Origin of the sequence: Nocardia sp. MH4, assembly GCF_019266065.1 — a bacterium.
Lineage (GTDB): Bacteria > Actinomycetota > Actinomycetes > Mycobacteriales > Mycobacteriaceae > Nocardia > Nocardia canadensis.
This window is the reverse complement of the sequence record NZ_LPNR01000101.1, coordinates 74,504-93,245: the sequence shown is the minus strand read 5'-3', so window position 1 is coordinate 93,245 and position 18,742 is coordinate 74,504. Positions and strand designations below refer to the sequence as shown.

Annotated in this window: 16 protein-coding genes and 1 pseudogene; 11 read left to right on the top strand and 6 right to left on the bottom strand. The window is 64.9% G+C overall.

The genetic code is table 11. The features are described 5' to 3' along the window. Window positions 1–6 precede the first annotated feature (6 nt). The 5 genes from ATM97_RS16215 to ATM97_RS16195 are packed head-to-tail and all read left to right on the top strand — an operon-like array spanning window position 7 to window position 5,726. Window positions 7–570, top strand: a complete 564-nt coding sequence (locus tag ATM97_RS16215) for an NADH-quinone oxidoreductase subunit J (RefSeq protein WP_218718851.1) — start codon at window positions 7–9, stop codon at window positions 568–570. Beyond that, the gene (gene nuoK / locus ATM97_RS16210) at window positions 567–869 is read left to right on the top strand and encodes an NADH-quinone oxidoreductase subunit NuoK (protein WP_218718850.1); all 303 of its coding nucleotides are present in this window, start codon (window positions 567–569) and stop codon (window positions 867–869) included. Before ATM97_RS16215 ends, nuoK begins: the two co-directional genes overlap by 4 nt. 4 nt (window positions 870–873) lie before the next feature. Continuing rightward, the gene (locus tag ATM97_RS16205; protein WP_218718849.1) at window positions 874–2,730 is read left to right on the top strand and encodes an NADH-quinone oxidoreductase subunit L; all 1,857 of its coding nucleotides are present in this window, start codon (window positions 874–876) and stop codon (window positions 2,728–2,730) included. Window positions 2,731–2,779: 49 nt separating this feature from the next. Continuing rightward, on the top strand, window positions 2,780–4,273 hold the full coding sequence (locus ATM97_RS16200; protein ID WP_218718848.1) for a NuoM family protein: 1,494 nt from the start codon (window positions 2,780–2,782) through the stop codon (window positions 4,271–4,273). Window positions 4,274–4,283: 10 nt separating this feature from the next. Continuing rightward, window positions 4,284–5,726, top strand: coding sequence for an NADH-quinone oxidoreductase subunit N (locus tag ATM97_RS16195; protein ID WP_218718847.1), 1,443 nt, complete (start codon window positions 4,284–4,286; stop codon window positions 5,724–5,726). 27 nt (window positions 5,727–5,753) lie between these two features. On the opposite strand, the gene ATM97_RS16190 is transcribed toward ATM97_RS16195, so the two are convergent. Then, the gene (locus tag ATM97_RS16190; protein WP_218718867.1) at window positions 5,754–7,325 is read right to left on the bottom strand and encodes a multicopper oxidase family protein; all 1,572 of its coding nucleotides are present in this window, start codon (window positions 7,323–7,325) and stop codon (window positions 5,754–5,756) included. Between the two features lie 392 nt (window positions 7,326–7,717). Between ATM97_RS16190 and ATM97_RS16185 the strand changes: the two genes are divergently transcribed. Further along, window positions 7,718–8,119, top strand: coding sequence for a BlaI/MecI/CopY family transcriptional regulator (locus ATM97_RS16185; RefSeq protein WP_062986699.1), 402 nt, complete (start codon window positions 7,718–7,720; stop codon window positions 8,117–8,119). 6 nt (window positions 8,120–8,125) lie between these two features. Here ATM97_RS16185 and ATM97_RS16180 read toward each other — a convergent pair whose 3' ends face one another. The 4 genes from ATM97_RS16180 to ATM97_RS16165 all read right to left on the bottom strand — a co-directional run bounded on the left by ATM97_RS16180 (window position 8,126) and on the right by ATM97_RS16165 (window position 11,935). Next, window positions 8,126–9,217 (bottom strand): M56 family metallopeptidase, encoded by a 1,092-nt coding sequence (locus ATM97_RS16180; RefSeq protein WP_218718846.1) that lies wholly within the window; start codon window positions 9,215–9,217, stop codon window positions 8,126–8,128. Between the two features lie 1,408 nt (window positions 9,218–10,625). Continuing rightward, a complete protein-coding gene (locus ATM97_RS16175; RefSeq protein WP_218718845.1) occupies window positions 10,626–10,997 on the bottom strand; it encodes a BlaI/MecI/CopY family transcriptional regulator in 372 nt (123 codons plus the stop codon). Between the two features lie 146 nt (window positions 10,998–11,143). Then, window positions 11,144–11,386, bottom strand: a complete 243-nt coding sequence (locus tag ATM97_RS16170) for a hypothetical protein (RefSeq protein ID WP_218718844.1) — start codon at window positions 11,384–11,386, stop codon at window positions 11,144–11,146. A gap of 207 nt (window positions 11,387–11,593) precedes the next feature. Further along, the gene (locus tag ATM97_RS16165; protein ID WP_218718843.1) at window positions 11,594–11,935 is read right to left on the bottom strand and encodes a hypothetical protein; all 342 of its coding nucleotides are present in this window, start codon (window positions 11,933–11,935) and stop codon (window positions 11,594–11,596) included. 554 nt (window positions 11,936–12,489) lie between these two features. Between ATM97_RS16165 and ATM97_RS16160 the strand changes: the two genes are divergently transcribed. The 5 genes and pseudogenes from ATM97_RS16160 to ATM97_RS34415 all read left to right on the top strand — a co-directional run bounded on the left by ATM97_RS16160 (window position 12,490) and on the right by ATM97_RS34415 (window position 17,493). Beyond that, the gene (locus ATM97_RS16160; RefSeq protein ID WP_218718842.1) at window positions 12,490–12,933 is read left to right on the top strand and encodes a hypothetical protein; all 444 of its coding nucleotides are present in this window, start codon (window positions 12,490–12,492) and stop codon (window positions 12,931–12,933) included. A gap of 149 nt (window positions 12,934–13,082) precedes the next feature. Further along, window positions 13,083–14,162 carry a PLP-dependent cysteine synthase family protein gene (locus tag ATM97_RS16155; RefSeq protein ID WP_218718866.1) on the top strand — a complete coding sequence of 360 codons (1,080 nt, stop codon included), beginning with the start codon at window positions 13,083–13,085 and terminating at the stop codon, window positions 14,160–14,162. After that, a pseudogene (locus tag ATM97_RS16150) lies at window positions 14,159–15,403 on the top strand (MFS transporter); the annotation flags it as partial. The gene ATM97_RS16155 and the pseudogene ATM97_RS16150, both read left to right, overlap by 4 nt. 1,042 nt (window positions 15,404–16,445) lie before the next feature. Then, window positions 16,446–16,808, top strand: a complete 363-nt coding sequence (locus ATM97_RS16145; RefSeq protein WP_218718840.1) for a helix-turn-helix domain-containing protein — start codon at window positions 16,446–16,448, stop codon at window positions 16,806–16,808. Between the two features lie 334 nt (window positions 16,809–17,142). Continuing rightward, on the top strand, window positions 17,143–17,493 hold the full coding sequence (locus ATM97_RS34415) for a transposase (RefSeq protein WP_255587871.1): 351 nt from the start codon (window positions 17,143–17,145) through the stop codon (window positions 17,491–17,493). A gap of 101 nt (window positions 17,494–17,594) precedes the next feature. Here the strand turns inward: ATM97_RS34415 and ATM97_RS16135 are convergent, their stop codons facing one another. Then, the gene (locus tag ATM97_RS16135) at window positions 17,595–18,029 is read right to left on the bottom strand and encodes a hypothetical protein (RefSeq protein WP_218718839.1); all 435 of its coding nucleotides are present in this window, start codon (window positions 18,027–18,029) and stop codon (window positions 17,595–17,597) included. Between the last annotated feature and the right edge of the window lie 713 nt (window positions 18,030–18,742).

Below are 18,742 nucleotides of genomic sequence, written 5' to 3'. Positions count from 1 at the left end.
CCGACGATGTGGGCACAGGTGATCTTCTGGGTGTGCGCGGTCGGAGCTGTCGCGACCGGGCTCGCGGTATTCCGCGTCGATTCGATGGCGCGCGCGACCTTCGCGCTGCTGCTGTCGTTCTGCTTCGCCGCGGGCACCGTGTTTCTGGTCGACCTGGCCTACCTCGGTGTCCTCGTCGTCCTGATGATGATCATGGAGATGGTCATCATGGTGGTGTTCATGATCATGTACATGATGAACCCGGCCGGGTTGATGCCGATGTCGATGGTGCATAACCAGAAAGCGTCGCTGGGCATTTCGGTGGTGGTCTTTCTCGGGCTGGCGAGCGTCGCGCTGCTGGTCGACTGGCCGGAACGGGAGCAACCGCTGCCCGCCGACCCGACGGTTCAGCTCGGTGAGTCCATCATGGGCTCGAAGATGCTCGTGATGATCATTGTCGGGCTGGTGCTGTTCGCCACGATTGTGTCGACGGTGGTGCTGGCGACTCACCGGGGCCGCTACGACCGCTACGGCGACCGGCTCGACCGGCGCATTCCCGACGATCCCCTCGAGGGAGGAGTGTTCCGATGAATCTGCCCGAATTCCTGCTGCTCGCCGCGGCCTTGTTCAGCATCGGGCTCTACGGAGTGCTGTCTCAGCAGTCCATCGTGATGATCATGATGGGCGTGGAACTGATGATCAACGCGGTCATCGTCGCCGCAGTCGCGTTCTGGTATTTCGCCTGGCCATCCGCCGACCCCCAAGTGCTCGTGCTGGTCGCGATGACAGCCATGGCGGTGGAGATGGCGGCTGGGTTCGCTGTCACGACGGCCATTTTCCGGGCCCGCGACATCGACATGGTCGATATGGCCGACGATCTGAAGGGCTGAGGCGATGCTGTGGTCGCTGATCGCGCTGCCGGGTGTGGTCGGCGTGGCCCTGCTGGTGTGTGGCCGCCGTGTCGACCACGTCGCGCCGATGCTCGGTGTCACGGTCGCGGCGGTGAGTACGGTGCTGGCCGTGCTCACCGCGGTCGATCGGCCGAGTGGGTCGGCTCCGCTGCTGGCAGGGATACCGTTCGTGGTCGGGGTGGACGGGCTGTCGGCGGTCATGATCGTCACCGTCGCCGCGGTGACCACCGCGGTGCTCGTGTTCGCGACCGGCGACCTGAGTGCCGACCAACCACGTGCTCGGTTCTACGGTCTCATGCTCGTCTTCGCCGCGGCAATGCTCACCACGGTGGTTGCGCAGAACATCGTCACGTTGCTGATGGCGTGGGAGATCATGGGCGCCGCGTCCTACGCACTGATCGGTTTTCATTGGCGTGACGACTATCGCGTGTCTTCTGGCCTGGTGGCCTTCCTGACCACCCGCACCGGCGATGTAGGTCTGTATCTCGCCGCCGGTGCTCTGTTGGCAGGTGGAGACGGCACTCTCGCAATGGTTTCCGCTGCCGGTGTCGAGGGCGGATGGCGTGATGTCGTGGCTGCTGGGGTGCTGCTTGCCGCACTGGGCAAATCCGCACAACTTCCATTCAGCTTCTGGCTGTCACGTGCCATGTCGGGCCCGAGTCCGGTGTCGGCGCTGTTGCACTCCGCCACGATGGTTGCCGCGGGTGCGTACCTGCTCCTTCGGATGCAGCCCCTGCTCGCATCCACCTCGTGGGCAGGTCCGACTACGGCTTGGATCGGAGTCGCCACCGCGATCGTGCTAGGCGCCGTTGCCGTGTGCCAGGCCGACTTGAAACAGCTGCTTGCCGCGTCTACCTGTGCTCAAATCGGCTTCATCGTCGTTGCCGCCGGCGTCGGTGGCATCGCGGCGGGGACAGGACAACTCGTTGCGCACGCCGCGACGAAGAGTCTGTTGTTCCTCGGTGCGGGTGCGTGGCTCTCGGCGCTGGGAACCAAACAGCTCACGGGTCTGCGTGGGGTGGCGCGTACCTATCCAATCGTCGGCGTGACCTTCACCGTCGGTGCCCTCAGTCTGGCGGGCGTGCCGCCGTTTGCGCTGTGGCCGACCAAAGATGCCGTACTCGCCGCGGCCCGATCTGATTCGATCGCGTTGTACCTGGCCGGTTTGGTCGCCGCCGTGCTCAGCGCGGTGTACGCGGGTCGCGCACTCGTGCTTGTGTGGTCCCGGCCGACCGCCGACACAGACAGCTTCCGGGACACCGAGGAGGTCGGAACTCGTCGGGTGAATGCCAGCGAACGGCTGTCGCTGGTGGTGCTGGCTGCCGTCACCGCGGTCGGGGGAGCCGCCGTACTGCCCTGGGTGCGTGACAGATTCGCCGACATCGTCGACGGGGGAGCGATGGTCGAAGCCACCTGGTGGGAACTGGGGGTGTCGGGTCTTATCGCGGTGTTGACCGTGTTGGTCGTGCGTGCGGTGATTCTTCGTCGCGGCGACCTTCCCGCACCGGCGCTGGCTGCCGACTGGTTCGGGCTGGAGAAGGCTGCGCATTACGCGGTGGTCGTGCCGACGCTCACCGTGGCGCGATGGCTGGCCGATTTCGACGACCGGGTGCTCAACCGCGGCGTGTATGCCACGGCCACCACAACTCTGGCGTTTTCTCACGATCTCGATCAGCGCGTGGAGAAGCCACTTGATGCCGCAGTGCGCGATACCGCCGCCGCGGCACGCGGTGTGGGGCGATGGGCGCGCCATCTGGAAACGGGCCAGGTGCACCAGTACTACGCCCAAGCGGTGGTAGGTCTGCTGCTGCTCGCTGTGATTGTGCTGATCCTGCGATGAATCACGTTGTCACAGTGACGAATTTGCTGCGAATAGAGGTGAGGTAAGCGTGCTCAGCATTCTGGTGTTCCTGCCGATGGTCGTGGCAGCTGTGCTGCTGGCCGTGCCGCGCATCGGCGACCGAGTGTCGCGATGGACGTGGGTCGTGGTCAGCGCGGTCGATGTCGTGCTGGTCGTGGGGTTGTGGATCGATTATCGCCGGACCCCGCCCGTCGACGGCGGGTTCGCCTACGAGGAGCGTCGCTCCTGGATTCCTACCGTCGGTTCCAGCTATCACGTGGGCATCGACGGATTCAGTCTGCCGCTTGTCGCTCTGACCACTGTGCTGTTCGCGGCCTGCGCGATCTATTCGCTGCGCGAGACCCGCCGGGTTCGGTTCTACGCCGCATTGTTCCTGTTCCTCGAAAGCGTCTGCCTCGGCGCGTTCGTGTCCCTCGACCTGGTGCTGTTCTTCGTCTTCTTCGACCTGTCGATCGTCGGCATGTACTTCGTGATCAACGGCTGGGGGCACGGACAGGCGCGGCGGGCGGCGTTGCAGTTCTTCCTCTACACCTTCATCGGCTCGCTGGCCCTGCTGCTCGGTTTCATCGTCCTGTACCTCGCGGCAGATCCGCACACCTTCGACATGGTCGAGTTGACCGAGGCAAACCCATTGGCAGGCACTGGTGCTCGCGGTGCGGTCGCGCTCGCCGCCATCGTGGTCGGCCTCGCTATCAAGACACCGACAGTGCCCTTCCACACGTGGCTCCCGCCCGCGCATACCGAGGCCCCGGCCGCCGGATCGGCCATCCTGGCCGGCGTGCTGCTCAAACTCGGCACCTACGGTTTCGTGCGGATCGCGATGCCGATGCTGCCCGACCAGTGGCGACGCTACGCACTGGTGATCGTGATCGTCGGAGTGATCAGCGTCCTATACGGAGCACTGGTCGCCCTCGCGCAGACCAACTTCAAACGGATGATCGCCTATACCTCGGTCAACCACATGGGCTACATCGTCCTTGCCGTCGGTGCGGCCGGGCTGGTCGCCGACAACACCGAACAAGCGCGCACATTGGCGATCACCGGCGCTGTGACCCAGATGGTCAGCCACGGCCTGATCACGGGCGCACTGTTTCTGCTCGCGGGAGTGCTCTACGAACGCCGGCGGACTTACGAGATCGACGCCTACGGCGGCTTGGCAGGGCAGGCACCAGTTTTCGCCGCCGTCACCGCCGCTGCGGTATTCGCCTCGCTCGGCCTGCCCGGGTTCTCCGGGTTCATCGCCGAGTTCCAGATCTTCACGGGATCGTTCGCACCCGCGCCGGTGTATACCGCATTGTCAGTACTGGGCATTCTGATCACCGCGGCGCTGCTGCTGCGCGCCTATCAGCGAATGTTCCTCGGCGACTCGACGAGTGGGACGTTCCCGGATTTCACCGGCCGCGAAGCAGTGTCGATCATTCCCCTGATGGTGGGTTCGGTGGTGATCGGGGTATTCCCGCGTTTCCTGCTCGACGTCATCGAACCCGCCGCTCGGATGCTCGGTCTGCTGGTGGGGCGCTGAGATGGGGGAGATGGACCAGATGTCTGACGACATGATGGTCGCGGACCTGCTCGCCCTCGTACCCGAAGCGGCCCTCGCACTGGCCGCTGTCCTCGGATTACTCCTCGGCTCGTTCCTGCCGCGTACCAGGCAGTGGCCGGTGCGGATGCTCGCGGCGGTCGCCGCGACGACAACCATCGCCACGACGGTGGTGGTGTGGCAACGCGATGTCTACACACTGTTCGACGGCAGCTACGGCATCGACACCGCGACCAATACGGTGCGCATCACTGTGGCCGGTTCGATTCTGCTGTTGCTCGCGATGTCGCAGTCCGAAACCCGAGGCAATGCGCGGGAATCGGAGTTCGTGGTCTTGCTGGTGCTGGGTGGGCTCGGCGCGATCCTGCTGGCCGGGGCCAACGACTTGCTGGTTCTGCTCACCGGCTATCTCCTCGCCAGCATTCCCCTGTACGCGCTCACCGCGTTCGGCAAGGACTCACTCGGCACCGAGGCGGCGTTGAAGTTCTACCTGATGGGGGCGTTGTTCGGCACCACGATGCTCTTCGGTGCGACGCTGCTGCTCGGCGTAGGTGGCGGCACGGACTACCCGCTGTTGGCGACGACCACCTACGACGCGCCGCGCGCCGCGCTCGGCATCGGTGCCGTCGCGGTACTGAGCGGACTGTTGTTCAAAGCCGGGGCTGTCCCCGTGCACTTCTGGGTGCCCGACGTAACCCAGGGTGCCCGCCCCGCTGTCGCCGCCATCATCACAACGGTGCCCAAACTCGGTGCGGTCGTCGCCATCTACCGGCTCGGCGCGCTCGTGCTCGACCCGAGCGGTCTGAATTGGCGGCTGCTCCTTGCCATCATCGCCGCACTGTCGATGACATTGGGAAACTTCGCGGCCTTCTTCCAGACCGATGTCCGTCGTCTGCTCGGCTACTCGACGATCAGCCAGGTCGGCTACCTACTTGTCGGCGTAGTCGCCGCCGACCGCAGCACACTCGCGCTGCCCGCCGTGCTGCTGTATCTGGCGGCCTACGCCCTCACCAATCTCGGCGTGTTCGCGGTGGTCTGCGCGCTACCTCGGTCGCACACCATCACCGACTACACCGGGCTGATCCGCCACAAACCCGCGCTGGTCATCGCACTCATCGTCTGCCTGCTCGGTCTCATCGGAACTCCACCCACCGGTGTCTTCGTGGGCAAACTGATGGTCTTCACCGCCGCCTTCGACGCCGGGTTCGACTGGTTGGTCGTGCTCGCGCTGATCAACGCGGTGGCCAGCGTCTTCTACTACCTGCGATGGATCGTTCCTGCCGTGAGCGGCAAGCCAGCCATCGACGGAGAACGTCCGGGGCCGTTCTCCGTCGCCGGGGCGGTCGCCTACAGTGCAGCGACCGCATCGATCCTGATCGGCATCTTCGCCGGTCCGATCCTGAACGCGATGCAGGGTTCCCTCGCTGTGCCCTGATTCGATTGCGCGGCACACGGTCTCGGATCAACTCACATACGACACCACGGCCATCATTCCCGCCTCGCCGTGATAGATGTTGTGGCAGTGCACCATCCACTGTCCGGGATTGTCGGTGTCGAAATCGACTTCGAGAGTCTTCATCGGCAGCACGATCGAGGTGTCCTTGCGCGGGCCATTGCCTGCTGGGGTGACCACCTGGAACGTATGGCCGTGCAGATGCATGGGATGGAACATCATGGTCTTGTTGACGAATCGCAGGCGAACCCGCTGCCCCTCGGACACGTCGAGCGGCGCGTGGTCGGGGAAAGCTTTCCCGTTGATGGTCCAGACGTATTTCTTGTCATCCACGGCGAGGGTCACGTCGTGCGTCTTGTCGGGTTTGCGGGCAGGGAGCCGAACAGCATCAGCCGCCGTCAGTACCGTCGCGGTGACGGGCACGGCGGCGAGTTCGGTGGGGCGCACGTCGCGCGGGGGCGGGGTTCCCCCGCCGGTACGAATCAACGCGAACCCTTGTGGCCCGGTCTTGCCCTCGGGAACGGCGACCACGGGAAAGACGCCGTCGGCCAGATCGACGATGACGTCGTACCGCTCGCCCATGCTGATCAGCAGGTTCGAAGCCGGCTGCGGTTGCACGGGAAAGCCGTCGCTGTGCGTGATGCGAAGCTGATGGCCGCCGACAGCGAAACGGAACGCAGTGTCGGATGCGGCGTTGATGATCCGCAGACGCATCCGCTGGCCGGGACGTCCTGCGAAGGTGACAGGGTCGGTGCCGATTCGGCCGTTTATCAGGTAGTACGGGTAGGTGACATCGCCCGGGTCTTCACCGAGAGGTGCGTTGGGGTCGGTGGGCATCGCCATGGTCGTGGTCGCCCCGCCCATGTCCATGCCGCCGTGGCCACCTCCCGACGGTGCTGCTCCGCCCATGTTCATGCCTGCCATGCCTTTGGCACGCAACTGTTCGAGCTCGCTGTCGGGGTTGCGCCCGTCGACGCCGTCGAGCCAGTCATCCAGCACGACAACGGCTTCCAGGTCGTAGTCCTTGCCGTCTTCGGGGTCCTCGATGATCAGCGGTGCGTACAGCCCGCGATCCAACTGCACACCGACATGCGGGTGGAAGAAGTACGTTCCGGCATCGGGCGCCGCGAACTCGTAGCGAAAGGTGCCGCCGGGTGCGATCGCGGACTGGGTGACGTCGGGAACCCCGTCCATGTCGTTGCGCAACGCGATGCCATGCCAGTGCACGGTGGTCGGAGCTGGGAGCGAATTGGTGATATCGGCACGCAGCACCTCCCCACGACGGATCCGAATCTCCTGCCCGGGCAGGGTGTTTCCGAAGGCCCAGCTGCGAACCTGGACGCCGCCGAGGTCCAGGGTCGTCGGCTCAGCACGCAGGGTGACCTCCCGGACGGTGGCGTCGGCGGCTCGACGGCTGTTCTCCGCGGCCTGGACGGCTTCGGATCCCGGTTCGACGAGGGTCCGCGCACCAGGCGGGTTCTGCGAACAGGCGGTGAGTACGGCGGCGGTGGCCGCGCCGGTCCCGAGCGCGAGGAACCCGCGCCGACTCATCGGGACGGAAGGAAGGTGACTGGACGGCATGGACTCTCCCTTGTGCGTGGTCATCCGAAGGACCCCGCTCGACTGCGATCGAACGTGCGAGTGACTTCGGGCTCAGTTCAGACTAGCAAATATCTACTACCTAGCTTAGTAGAAGATCGGCTTCCGCTGTGTTGCGGGATTGTCGATTCCGCAATGTCGCCCGAGACGGATGGTGCCGTGACGGGGGCGTTTCTGGTGCGTAACTACTTGATCGTGCGGCTGGGAAATGTTGCGCCGATTCGCAGGCGGTGTCAATACTATCTATGTACGTAGGATGTATCGCTGACCGACTCGGGTCGCGGGCCCGCCTTTCTTCCGGTTGTGCGCGGAGCGGCGGTTCGTTGCCATGAGGATGCATGCGACGCGTTCGCCTCGAGGTAGGGAGGCCGGCAATGGGTTCGCGAGGATTCGGAGTGCTGGAGTCTGCGGTAATGGATCGCTTGTGGCAGCGCGCGGGGCCGACCACGGTTCGGGAAGTGTTCGAGGACTTGTCCGGCGACCGGTCCCTGGCATACACGACGGTGCTGTCGACGATGACCAATCTGCATCGCAAGGGCTGGCTCGACCAAGTGCGTGAGAGTAAGGCATACAGGTACGTGCCTGTCTTGACGCGAGAAGAATATGGGGCGCGACTGATGCACGACGCGCTCCGCGCAGGGGGCGAGTCAGCCACGGTCCTCGCCTGTTTCGTGGAAGGGATCAGCGGCGAGCAATCCGAGAGTCTGTGTGCGGCATTGGTCCGGTATCGACAGTCGAACGCTTCGGAGTCCCTTCTGCGGCTACCTTCGAAATGATCTGTGTCACCGCGCCATCCGCTCGGTCGGCACCGGCATCTTCGCGGCGTCGGTCTGTCGGTGACCGTCGCAGCCGAACGGCGTGATCGCCAATGAGATCCCGTCGGCTCGGTGGTGCCCCATAGTAATGCCTTCACCGCGCTCGTCGTCGGCGCAGATCGCGATTCCGACTGCTGCCAGCAGCGCGGCGATCAGCGGACCGATGGTCACCAGTGCGGTCGCGGTGCTGAGGCGCAGGCGGGCGCGCACCCGCTGCGCGGGCTCTGCTGGTGTGGCCAGTCGGGCGATCCGCGCGTCTACCCCCACTCCGGCGGCACCGAGCACACCTACAGTTTCGCGGCCATGCGACAGTGCGATCAGTGCTTCCAAGACAGTGCGGCGGCCGTGTGTACGGGCGGCCGCATCGTCGGCACACATCTCGACGAGTAGTGCGACTTCCCTTGCCGCTGTATGGAACAGAGCGATGCGCGGGAAAACTGAGACGAGTCCTCGGGTCAATGCGAGGAGTAGATGATGACGGCCCCTCAGGTGCGCTCGCTCGTGCGCGAGGACGGCCAAAAGGTGACGGTCTTCGAGAGTCGCGATGATGCCCTCGGTGACCACGATCGTGGGTGGACTGCCTGCGACGCAATAGGCAACCGGTTCATCGACATCGATGACCACCGCGCCCAGCCCGGCGTGATGGCGGCCCGCGATGCGTGCCATCCGAGAGTGCTCGTGGGTCGTGCTTCGCGCCTGCAGCAGGGTGCGTATCAATTTGTAGGCCAGCGTCGAACCTGCCACCGCGGCGGCGGCGGTCAAGGCCAACAGGCCGACCTGCACGAACCCGCCATAGCGGCCGATCGCGGCATCGTGTAACTGGAGAAAGCACTCGTCCAGAATGCCCGGCCCTCCGGGTTTGGCAAGGTCGCGTATCCCATCGGCGACGAATGCGAGGACAGCGAGGACAGCGGAAACGCCGACCGAAACGATCGCGCTCAACCAGGCCGCCACGCCGAGGCGCGGCGCCATACCACCACTGGTGAATCGGCGCAGCACCCGCGGCGCCAGGACAGCGACGGTGAATCCATAGAGCAGCAGACACACCGCGACGCTCACAGGCGGCCTTTCGTCGGAGAGGGTCGAGCCGATGGGCAATCTAGGTCATTCGGCCGTCGCGATTCACACATGCGATTCGCATTACTGGATACGTACGTAGACAGTAGTGAAGTGGCGGACCTACGGCAACGACGCCCTCCCGGCCCTGCGCCGACTCGGTTTCCCGACAGTCCGGGATGGGGTGGAGCTTCAGTCCGGGTCACCAGGACCACCTTGGTCGTACCGACGGTATCGGTGATCGTGGGCTACACCTCGGCGGGAGGCTCGGCGATGACGCGAAGCACCACGGTGGCGCCCTCGGTGTCGATGTCCCGGGCTCAGCGGCGCGGCCAGGATGTCGAGTCCACTTCGCCCGGCTCGGTGCTGATATTGCCGAGCGCACCCGGCTTGTCGCTGTAGCTCAGCACGGCCAGGAACAACATCGCATGCCAGGTCTGTCGACCAATCGCTTTCTCTGGCGAGCACTGCTCGGTCGACCTGTGCGGCGGCATCACCGCGAACGGGATCTACTGTTCCACTACGTAGATGATGGTCTACTATTTCGCTACGTAGATCAGTGGGTTGTGGCTCACTGTAAGCAATCCGAACCTGAAGGACGATTCGTGAACCATGCGCCCCATCCGGTCACTCCCAGCGTCGGCAACAGCCTTCCCGTTCCGGCAGTCAGGTGGCGTGTCCGCTGCATCGTCGCTGCATTGGCGTTGCCCGCCACGATCATCGGTGGTCCAGGCCTCGGTATGGCTGCCGGTCTAGCTCATCCTGACTGTCTGTGGGCCGGAGAAGCTCACCCGCAGAACGCGGCAGTGATCACGGGCGGCTGGAGTTTCACTTGCGAATCAGACACCGGCGCACCCGTCTGGCGACGGGGACCGGCAACGAGTCGCCACAGCACCGTTCGCACGCCCGGCGCCGCTACTGATCCTGTTGGGGTATTCAGCGTCGGCGCACAACAGCCGGGCACGACTTACGTCGACCGCTGCGTCGGGAGCCAACTGGTGGAAGGGCGCGATGACCTCTACGAAGCGTTTTCGGACGACAAGGGGGGCCTCGTTTGGAAGCCTGTCGAGTCGGTCGCCGCCTGGACTTTTGATCCCGGCTCAGTGCCCCCACCGCCGTCGTGGCGTGACGCGAGCTTATGTATCGACGGTGTGCTTACGTAGATCCTGTCGCGAGAGTGCGGCTCGCGTGCAGGTCGGCATGAGTCGGGGCCCACGCCCCTGCGTGCCGACCTGCGCGGCGCATTATCGGAGAACCTCAATGAAAGTCACGACGAAGTTCGCGCATGCCCGATCCACTCGATGATCATTGGACGTGAATGCGTGGACTGGTGCCCCCGTCCCGTCGGGCAGGTGTTCAGCACAACGTGCCATAGCCCTCCGTGCCGGACGCGGGAAGCCTGCTGTTCGCCTCAGTTCGCGGTGCGACGAGATGCGGTGCGACCCAACAGCGCCCGTAATGCGTCGGAGTCGTCGTCGCTGATCTGCTCGACAAAGCGCGCAAGGACGAGGTTGGAGCGAGTCCCGTCGAGTGCGGCTCGCATGAGCTGGGCGCTGTATTCCTCGCGGGTCAGGGTGGGCCAGTAAAAGTAGGCTTTGCCGTGGCGTTCACGGTCGAGCCAGCCCTTGCGGTGCAGGTTGTCCATGGTCGACATCACTGTGGTGTAGGCGAGGTGGCGCTCGAGGAGCAAGCTTTCGTAGACCCCGCGGACGGTGAGTTCGCCTTCGGCCGTCCACACTCGGTCCATCACTGCGGCTTCGAGATCACCGAAACGATGTGCCATCGCCACCACCTCCAAAAACGCAAAATCTACGTAGCAATATCGTAGATGAGGCGACAGCGCTATGTCGCATCGGATCGAAAAAAGTAGTCGGCGCGCGAAAACGGCCGGACGCCACGGCGACCCGACCGCTTCGCGCGCCGCGGCTGCTACCAGCTGCCAGTGCGGGGCAACGGCAACGGCGTCCGATGATTGCTGTGACCATTGTGGTTGCCATGGTTGGTGTGACCCCCGCCGTGGTGGCCGCCGTGTCTGGCCGCGACCTCGGTGACCGACGGCGTCGGGCTGGAATCTGCGAAAGCTGGCGAGGCGAGGGTGGTCGCTGCGGCAACGGCCACCGCTGCGAAGCCGAAACGGGTTGCAATGCGGCGGGAAGAGTGGTTGAACTTCATGATTTCCTATCCTTGCATTACTGCTATCTACGTACGGTAATAGTAGATGTGAGGTTCCGGGCTTCGGTGGTTAGAGTCTGCGCGGGGCCGACGTTCAATTGAGCCCGATCGGCCCCGGCTCTGTTATCTGGTCGGCGGTGTGCGATCACATCTGACAGCACGAGGGCATCATCGTGCACATCCAGTCACACAGCATCTTCAGCGGGTTCATCGGTCGATCACCTCCTTGTCGAATGGGTTGAGCGTTGGATGGGTGGCGGTCCGCGCGGGCGGACCGCGAGCCTGTGCGGTGGCAAACGGGCTCGAGTTGGTGCCGGTGGTCACCGACATCGTTGGATCTGGCCACAGCACCACGCCGGAACCCAACCCGATCGCTACGTCAGCGGGGTCCGGTACAGCCGCGAGGCAGGCAGTGGCCGCCGTCGTCGGAGGGGTCGTGACGACCAGCGTCGGTCCGATCGTGGCCGTGGCTGCGTCCGCCGTTGTCGGTGTGGTGGCCGTTGTCGACGCGACCGTTTCCATGCCATGCGGTTCCGCGTCCGTCGTCACTGCCCGCGGGTCTGCCGCTGGTCCCGGAAGAAGGCGGCGCGGCGGTCGCCGGCACCACCACCAGAAACGTCGCCGCGGCAGCGATCGAGGTCGCGGCCAGTAGCCGTGCGGGCAGTCGTGTGCGGTGGGGCCTCGAAGGTGTGGTCATAGTAGTGGTCTTCCTTTCAACGTTTTCGACCTGCAGTTGCGGTCAACGAATGCATCCGGCGGGGCCGACCGGGCTGTTAGCCGACACCTCGCCGAGGCGTGTCGTGAATGTGACGCGATATAAGTCATTGGGCCCCACACGCCGACAGCGTGTTCCTGATCACCCATCATCTACTATGTACGTACCAAGATAGTAGATTGATCGGTGTGGATGTCAACCAGCCCCGACCGGCGGTCCGGTGGAGACTGCGAGATATGTTGATACTCAACAGGTCTGGACGTCGGAGGTGAGTATGCATGGACTGCGGTCGCAGTCGGGATCGTGCCCGTCGTCGGCGACCGGCCATCGGGCGCGCGGCGTGCAAACGTCCGACGGTGGCATGCGAGGAGCGGCAGCATCGTTGCGCATGCCGTTACGTTTTCGTTACTATCGCTGCATTATGAAGTCTCTCGGCTGGATGCGACGCGGTAGCTGGCTAGTGCTGCTGCTAGCTGCTGCTCTGGTGGTCGTTCCTGCCGCCGACTGCCTTCTTTTCGACGGACACGGCCGCACGGTCGACCATCACGTAGCGGCCGCCGAGGGTGCGGACGCGGCCGCTGGTCATGAACACGTCGTGTCTGCCGACGCTGAACAATGCGCCGCGCATGCCGTGCACGGCCCTGCCAAGGCTCTGCCGCCGGGAATCGTGTCCATGACATTGGCGGCGTTGATCCTCGCCGCGGCCACGAGTGTGTTTCCGGCGGTCTCGGCGCGGACGGCCGGCACCGGTGGCGTGCGTGGGCCACCACTGCGTCCGGCCCGTCCGGATGGACGCGCCGTGTTGACGCTGCACTGCATCTCCCGACGCTGATCGGTCAGCGCCAGGCCGACCCGTCGTGTCGGCCGGTGCCCGCTGCCCATCGTCGTGGCGTACCGCGAAAGCGGCCCGCCTGTGCAGAGAAGAGACAGCAAACCGTGAACAACACCTTCCCCACTCTCGAACTCGCCCACACTCGTCGCATGCTGGGCGCCCCCGATGCGATCGATGCGCCCCGCGGCCTGGTCGGCAATACGCCGGTGTTGTGGATCGGCGAACCGCTGGCTGCCGCCGATCGCGGATTCTGGGCCAAACTCGAAGGGTTCAACCCTGGCGGGATGAAGGACCGGCCCGCGCTGCACATGGTGCAGAAGGCGCGTGAACGCGGCGACCTGCGGCCCGGAGCACGCATCGTCGAGTCGACCAGCGGCACGCTGGGCCTGGGTCTCGCCTTGGCCGGCATGGTGTATCAGCACCCGGTCACCGTGGTGACCGACCCTGGGTTGGAACCGATCGTTGCCCAGATGCTGACCGCCTACGGCGCCACCGTCGAACTGGTGAGCGAGCCGCATCCAGTCGGTGGCTGGCAGCAGGCGCGGCGCGAGCGGGTCGCGCAGTTGTTGGCTGCCGACCCCGATGCCTGGTGCCCCGATCAGTACAGCAACCCCGACAATGTCGAGGGCTACGAATCCCTTGCCTTGGAGCTGATCGAGCAGCTCGGGACTGTCGATGTACTGGTGTGCGCGGTCGGTACCGGCGGGCACTCCGCCGGTGTGGCGCGGGTGCTGCGCCGCTACAACCCCGAGTTGACGCTCGTCGGTGTCGACACGATCTCCTCGACGATCTTCGGCCAGCCGGCCGGGCCGCGGCTGATGCGAGGCCTGGGATCGAGCATCTATCCCGCCAACGTCGACTACGAGGCATTCGACGAGGTCCACTGGGTCGCACCGGCGGAATCGGTGTGGGCGTGCCGCACACTCGCGGCCACCCACCACGCGACCGGCGGGTGGAGCGTGGGCGCGGTCGCGCTGGTCGCCGGGTGGGCAGCCCGCGTCGCCGCTCCGTCGACCCGGATCGCGGCGGTATTCCCCGACGGGCCCCATCGCTACTTCGACACCATCTACAACGACTCCTATTGCGCCGAGCACGGGCTTCTCGACGTCACCGCACCCGTCGCGCCCGAGGCGATCAGCCACCCCGGTGAACGGGTCGTCCAGCGCTGGACCCGCTGCACCTCGGTGGTCTCGCCCGTCGCAATGACAGAAGGGGAGCTCGCTTCGTGACCGTGATCGCCAAGTTCGGAAGTTTCGATCTGCCCGCCCGGCTGCTGATGATCAACCAGTTCGGCATCAACCTGGGCTTCTACATGCTGATGCCCTTTCTGGCCGGATATCTGGCCGGGCCATTGGGGTTAGCCGCGTGGGCGGTCGGTCTGGTCCTGGGTGTGCGCAACTTCTCCCAGCAGGGCATGTTCCTCATCGGTGGCACGCTGGCCGATCGGCTCGGCTACAAGCCGTTGATCGTTGCCGGATGCCTGCTGCGCACCGGTGGCTTCGCACTGTTGGTCTTCGCAGACTCCTTGCCCGCGGTGTTGATCGCCTCCGCGGCGACCGGGTTCGCGGGCGCGTTGTTCAATCCGGCGGTGCGCGCCTATCTTGCCGCGGACACCGGAGAGCGGCGCGTCGAAGCGTTCGCGGTGTTCAACATGTTCTATCAGGCGGGCATCCTGGCCGGGCCGCTGGTGGGACTGGCGTTGATGGCGGTCGACTTCCGGGTCACCGCTGGTGTCGCGGCGGCGGTGTTCGCCGCCTTGACCATCGCCCAACTGTTCGCCCTACCCGCTCGCCGCGGCGAGGCACCGGCCGAGAAGACCTCGGTCCTCGACGACTGGCGCCGCGTCATGTCCAACCGGCGGTTCCTGGCGTTCTCGGTGGCGATGATCGGCTCCTACGTTTTGTCGTTCCAGGTGTATCTGGCCTTGCCGCTGCAAGCGGAATTCATAGCCGGGGCTCGCTCGCAAGCCCTGGTCTCGGCACTGTTCGTGGTCTCCGGTGTCGTCGCCGTCGCCGGCCAGCTCCGAATCACCGCCTGGTTGCGTGCCCGCTGGGGCCCGGGCAAGAGCCTGGTCGCCGGGATGAGCGTCCTGGCCGCAGCCTTCGTTCCGTTGATCGTCGTGTCCGGTCCGGGGACTTTCGGCGCTGTGGCGGCGGTGGCCGCGTTGTTGATCACGACCACTCTGCTGGCGATCGGCACCGCGGCGGTGTTCCCGTTCGAGATGGATACCGTGGTGTCGCTGTCGGGAAACAGGCTGGTCGCGACGCACTACGGCTTTTACAACACCGTTGTCGGAGTCGGAATCCTGATCGGCAACCTGGCTACCGGCACTCTCGTGGGTGCGGCCCGCGATGCCGGACTGGACTGGATCGTCTGGGCGGGGTTGACCGGGATCGGTGTCATCGCCGCCTATGCTTTGCTGCGTCTGGAACGGGCCGACCGTGCCACCACCGTGCCGGAGCAGTACACCACCGGACGTCATCGTCTGCCCAGTGGACGTCACCGGCCCATCGACCCCGCATTCTCGGGCTCGGATTCGCCGACCACCCCACTGCGACGCCGACCCAACCGCATCGGCGAACCTGTGGCAGCGATCGGCGCAGTGACCAAGACCCGGCCCGGCGCGGAGGTCGACCAGCACGCATATCGCAAACCACCCCCGCCAGTTCTGTCCCGGCCCCAATCCGGCGAGGACCGACCCGGCCCCGGCGTTCGGGTCCCGACCGGCGCGCCACGACCGTGGCCAGGCACCGAGCCGGATCGTCGCGGACACCGCCGAGCCCAACCGCCCGCACCACGCACCCGCCCCTCACCCGAGGACCGGCGCTCGCGCTACCCCGCTGGACCGGAAACCAGGCGGTGAGGCATGCCTGGCTGCTCTCTACTGCCTAGATGGCAATAACACTTGTGCCGAACTCGATCTCGGCACGGGCGCCCCTAAGAGCCGGGGGTGTTGGCCACGGCTGAAGTTGCGCGATCCCCTCATCTCGCGCGCTCGGCCAGGTCATCGGAAGTGGGGGCGACGACTCGTGGCGTCGCCCCCACCTTTGTTCTCCCGAGAGCTGCAGGATCCGGTCGTTATCGGGTACGCAGCCCACAGCCCACAGCCCACAGCCCACAGCCCACAGCCCACAGCCCACAGCGCCGGGCCAGTCCGACGAGCACAGCAAGCCCGCCCCGGCGCCCAGCCCGACCAGTACGCATACCGCAGGGCCATGCCGCAGCACCACTCGAGAGGCGACGGAATAGCCCGACGCCGTCGAATATTCTGATTCGCCGATTCCGCACACACCGACGCCTATCGGCGGATAGTGAACTCGCCCAAGCCATCTCGGTACTCGCCCGCGCTCGCCAGAACGTGATCAGTGGAAGACCCTAGTGCCTCGTCCAGAAGGGTTGGCCGCGTAATCTGGCAAGCGTGCGCGCCGGGTTGATCTGAGGTCCGGGGCCAGCGATGCTGCTCGCGGAGGTGGTGTCGGGTGGTGAGAAAACCCGGAGTGTTCGTTCGGCCGGTGACCCCGGAAGAGGGACAGAAACTGGCAAGGATCGCCAAGACCAGCAAGGTGTCGGTGCGGATGCGGCGCGCGATCGTGGTCATGGCCTCGGCTCAACGCCAGCCTGTCCCGCTGATAGCCAAGTTGATGCAGGTCAGCGAGGATTACGTGCGTGAGGTGATCCACGCGTTCAACGAGAAGGGATTTGCGGCCCTGGACCCAAAATGGAGCGGGGAGAGGCCGAGCAAGACTGATCGGGGCACGCGTGAACGGATCGCCCAGATCGCTCGGTGCTGCCCCCAAGACCTGGGTTGTCCGTTCTCGACCTGGAGTTGTCGAAGCTTCGGGAAGTGTTGCGTACCAACAGTATTGCTGATTTGAGCCGGGAAACGATACGGCAGTTCTTGAAGGCGGCAGGGGTGTCGTGGCAAGCGACCAAGACATGGAAGGCCAGCAACGATCCCGAGTTCGCCGACAAGATGACCCGGATCCTGGATCTCTACGACAATCCGCCCGCCGATGGCCGGGTGATCTGCGCAGATGAGTTCGGTCCGTTGAACCTGCTGCCTCGCGCGGGCCGGGGCTGGTTTCCCGCACGCCGCCCGAGGCGGTTGCGGGCCACCTACAACCGCACCCAGGGTGTTCGGCACATGTTCGGGGCGCTGGATCTGGCTACCGGGAGATGTACTACCGGATCCGAGACCGGAAGCGGTGGATGGAATTTCTCGCGTTCGTCAAGTCGCTGCGCGCACGCTGGCCAGGGCAGAAGCTGTATGTGATCGTGGACAACTACTCGGTCCACAAGCGTCGCGAGGTGCGGGAATGGGCTGCCGACAACGCCGTTGAGCTGGTGTTCACTCCGACCTATTCATCGTGGTTGAACTGGATCGAGTCCGAGTTCGCCGCGCTGCGCTACTTCGCGCTCAACGGCACCGATCACCCAGCCACGGCGAGCAGGACGCCGCGATCGGCGCCTACATTCGCTGGCGCAACCAGCACGCCGAGCCCAAACGCGAGTTCGCCGTCAACTCCAAGATCCGGCTACCTGATTACCTGGCCAACGTAGCTTGACGAGGCACTAGCTGCCATTGCCCCGGACACCAGCCGCCCCGGCCAGTTGACCGAATTGTGCGGTCATCACCGCGTTGGGGAGCGCCCTGGGGCGGATCAGCTCACCGCGATTTCGGTGCTCATGCCGAGTTCCCGATGATTTCCGATAGAGCACCACAGCTTGTAAGAACCAGGCTCCAGGTTTACGGTCAGCTCACTGGACCCGCCGCTCTCGATCCGCGATGTCTGCTGTGATTCCCCGCCCGGACCCAGAATCACGAGATCATGAGAGACGGACCCGGAGTTCTCTACGACGAACGTGTACGCACCCGGTGTCAATTGAGAGTCGGGCACGTTGATGGAGAATTCGGTCTCACTGACTACCATCCGCGTCGAATTGGCCGAATTCGACGCGACGCCGGATTCTCGAACGGTTGCCACGTCACCCGTATCCCCGGCCCCAGAGCTACATGCCGACAACACCAGCGCTGGCAGCACAGCGAGTGCCGCGAACACCTGGCGTTTCGTCCACCAGCCTCGTCCGGGTGCCATGGCGATCTCCCCGATATTCGATGTAGACCAAGCTTTCAGTCAACTACCTAGAGTACTCCCCGGAACAGCAGAGTTCTATGACTCACCAGCGGTGGTGGGGTCAGTTTGTACTCACCGACCCTCTGATCTACTATTTACTAACGTAGGCAGTAGATAGAGACTTGTGCCGATGAGGATCTCGGCACGGGGCGCCCCGAGGTAGCGGAGGGGTGTCGACTGCGGCGGAGGCGCGATCCCCTCATCTCGCGAGGCCTCCGCCTCGGTCTCTCGAAGGTGGGGCGACGACTCGTGGCGTCGCCCCACCTTCGCTGACTTCTTCCATGCGGCTTCAGTGGCAGGCCGAGCGGACCGCGGGTGCCCGCGTAACCGTTGACAGCAGGGCCGGGCCGACGGGGTTGAACAATGCCGTCGCGACCACGGTCGGTGAAACGCGGGGTGCGCCGCCCGGCAGTCGGCCGTCACGCAGCAGCCGTTCGAACAGCTCGGCGATATATCGTCGATCAGCGCATTCGGGCCGGGCTGAACTTCGAATCATCGAATTGGCCGTTGCATTCTTTGACATCGCTGGCTACCGTTCTACTGAGATGGATAGTACTTGTGCCGAATGGTGATCCCGGCACAAGGCACCCCCGAGACCCCGGGGTGTCGGCTGCGGCGGAGGCGTGCGATTCCCTTCATCTCGCGAAGCCTCCGCCGCAGTCATCGAAGGTGGA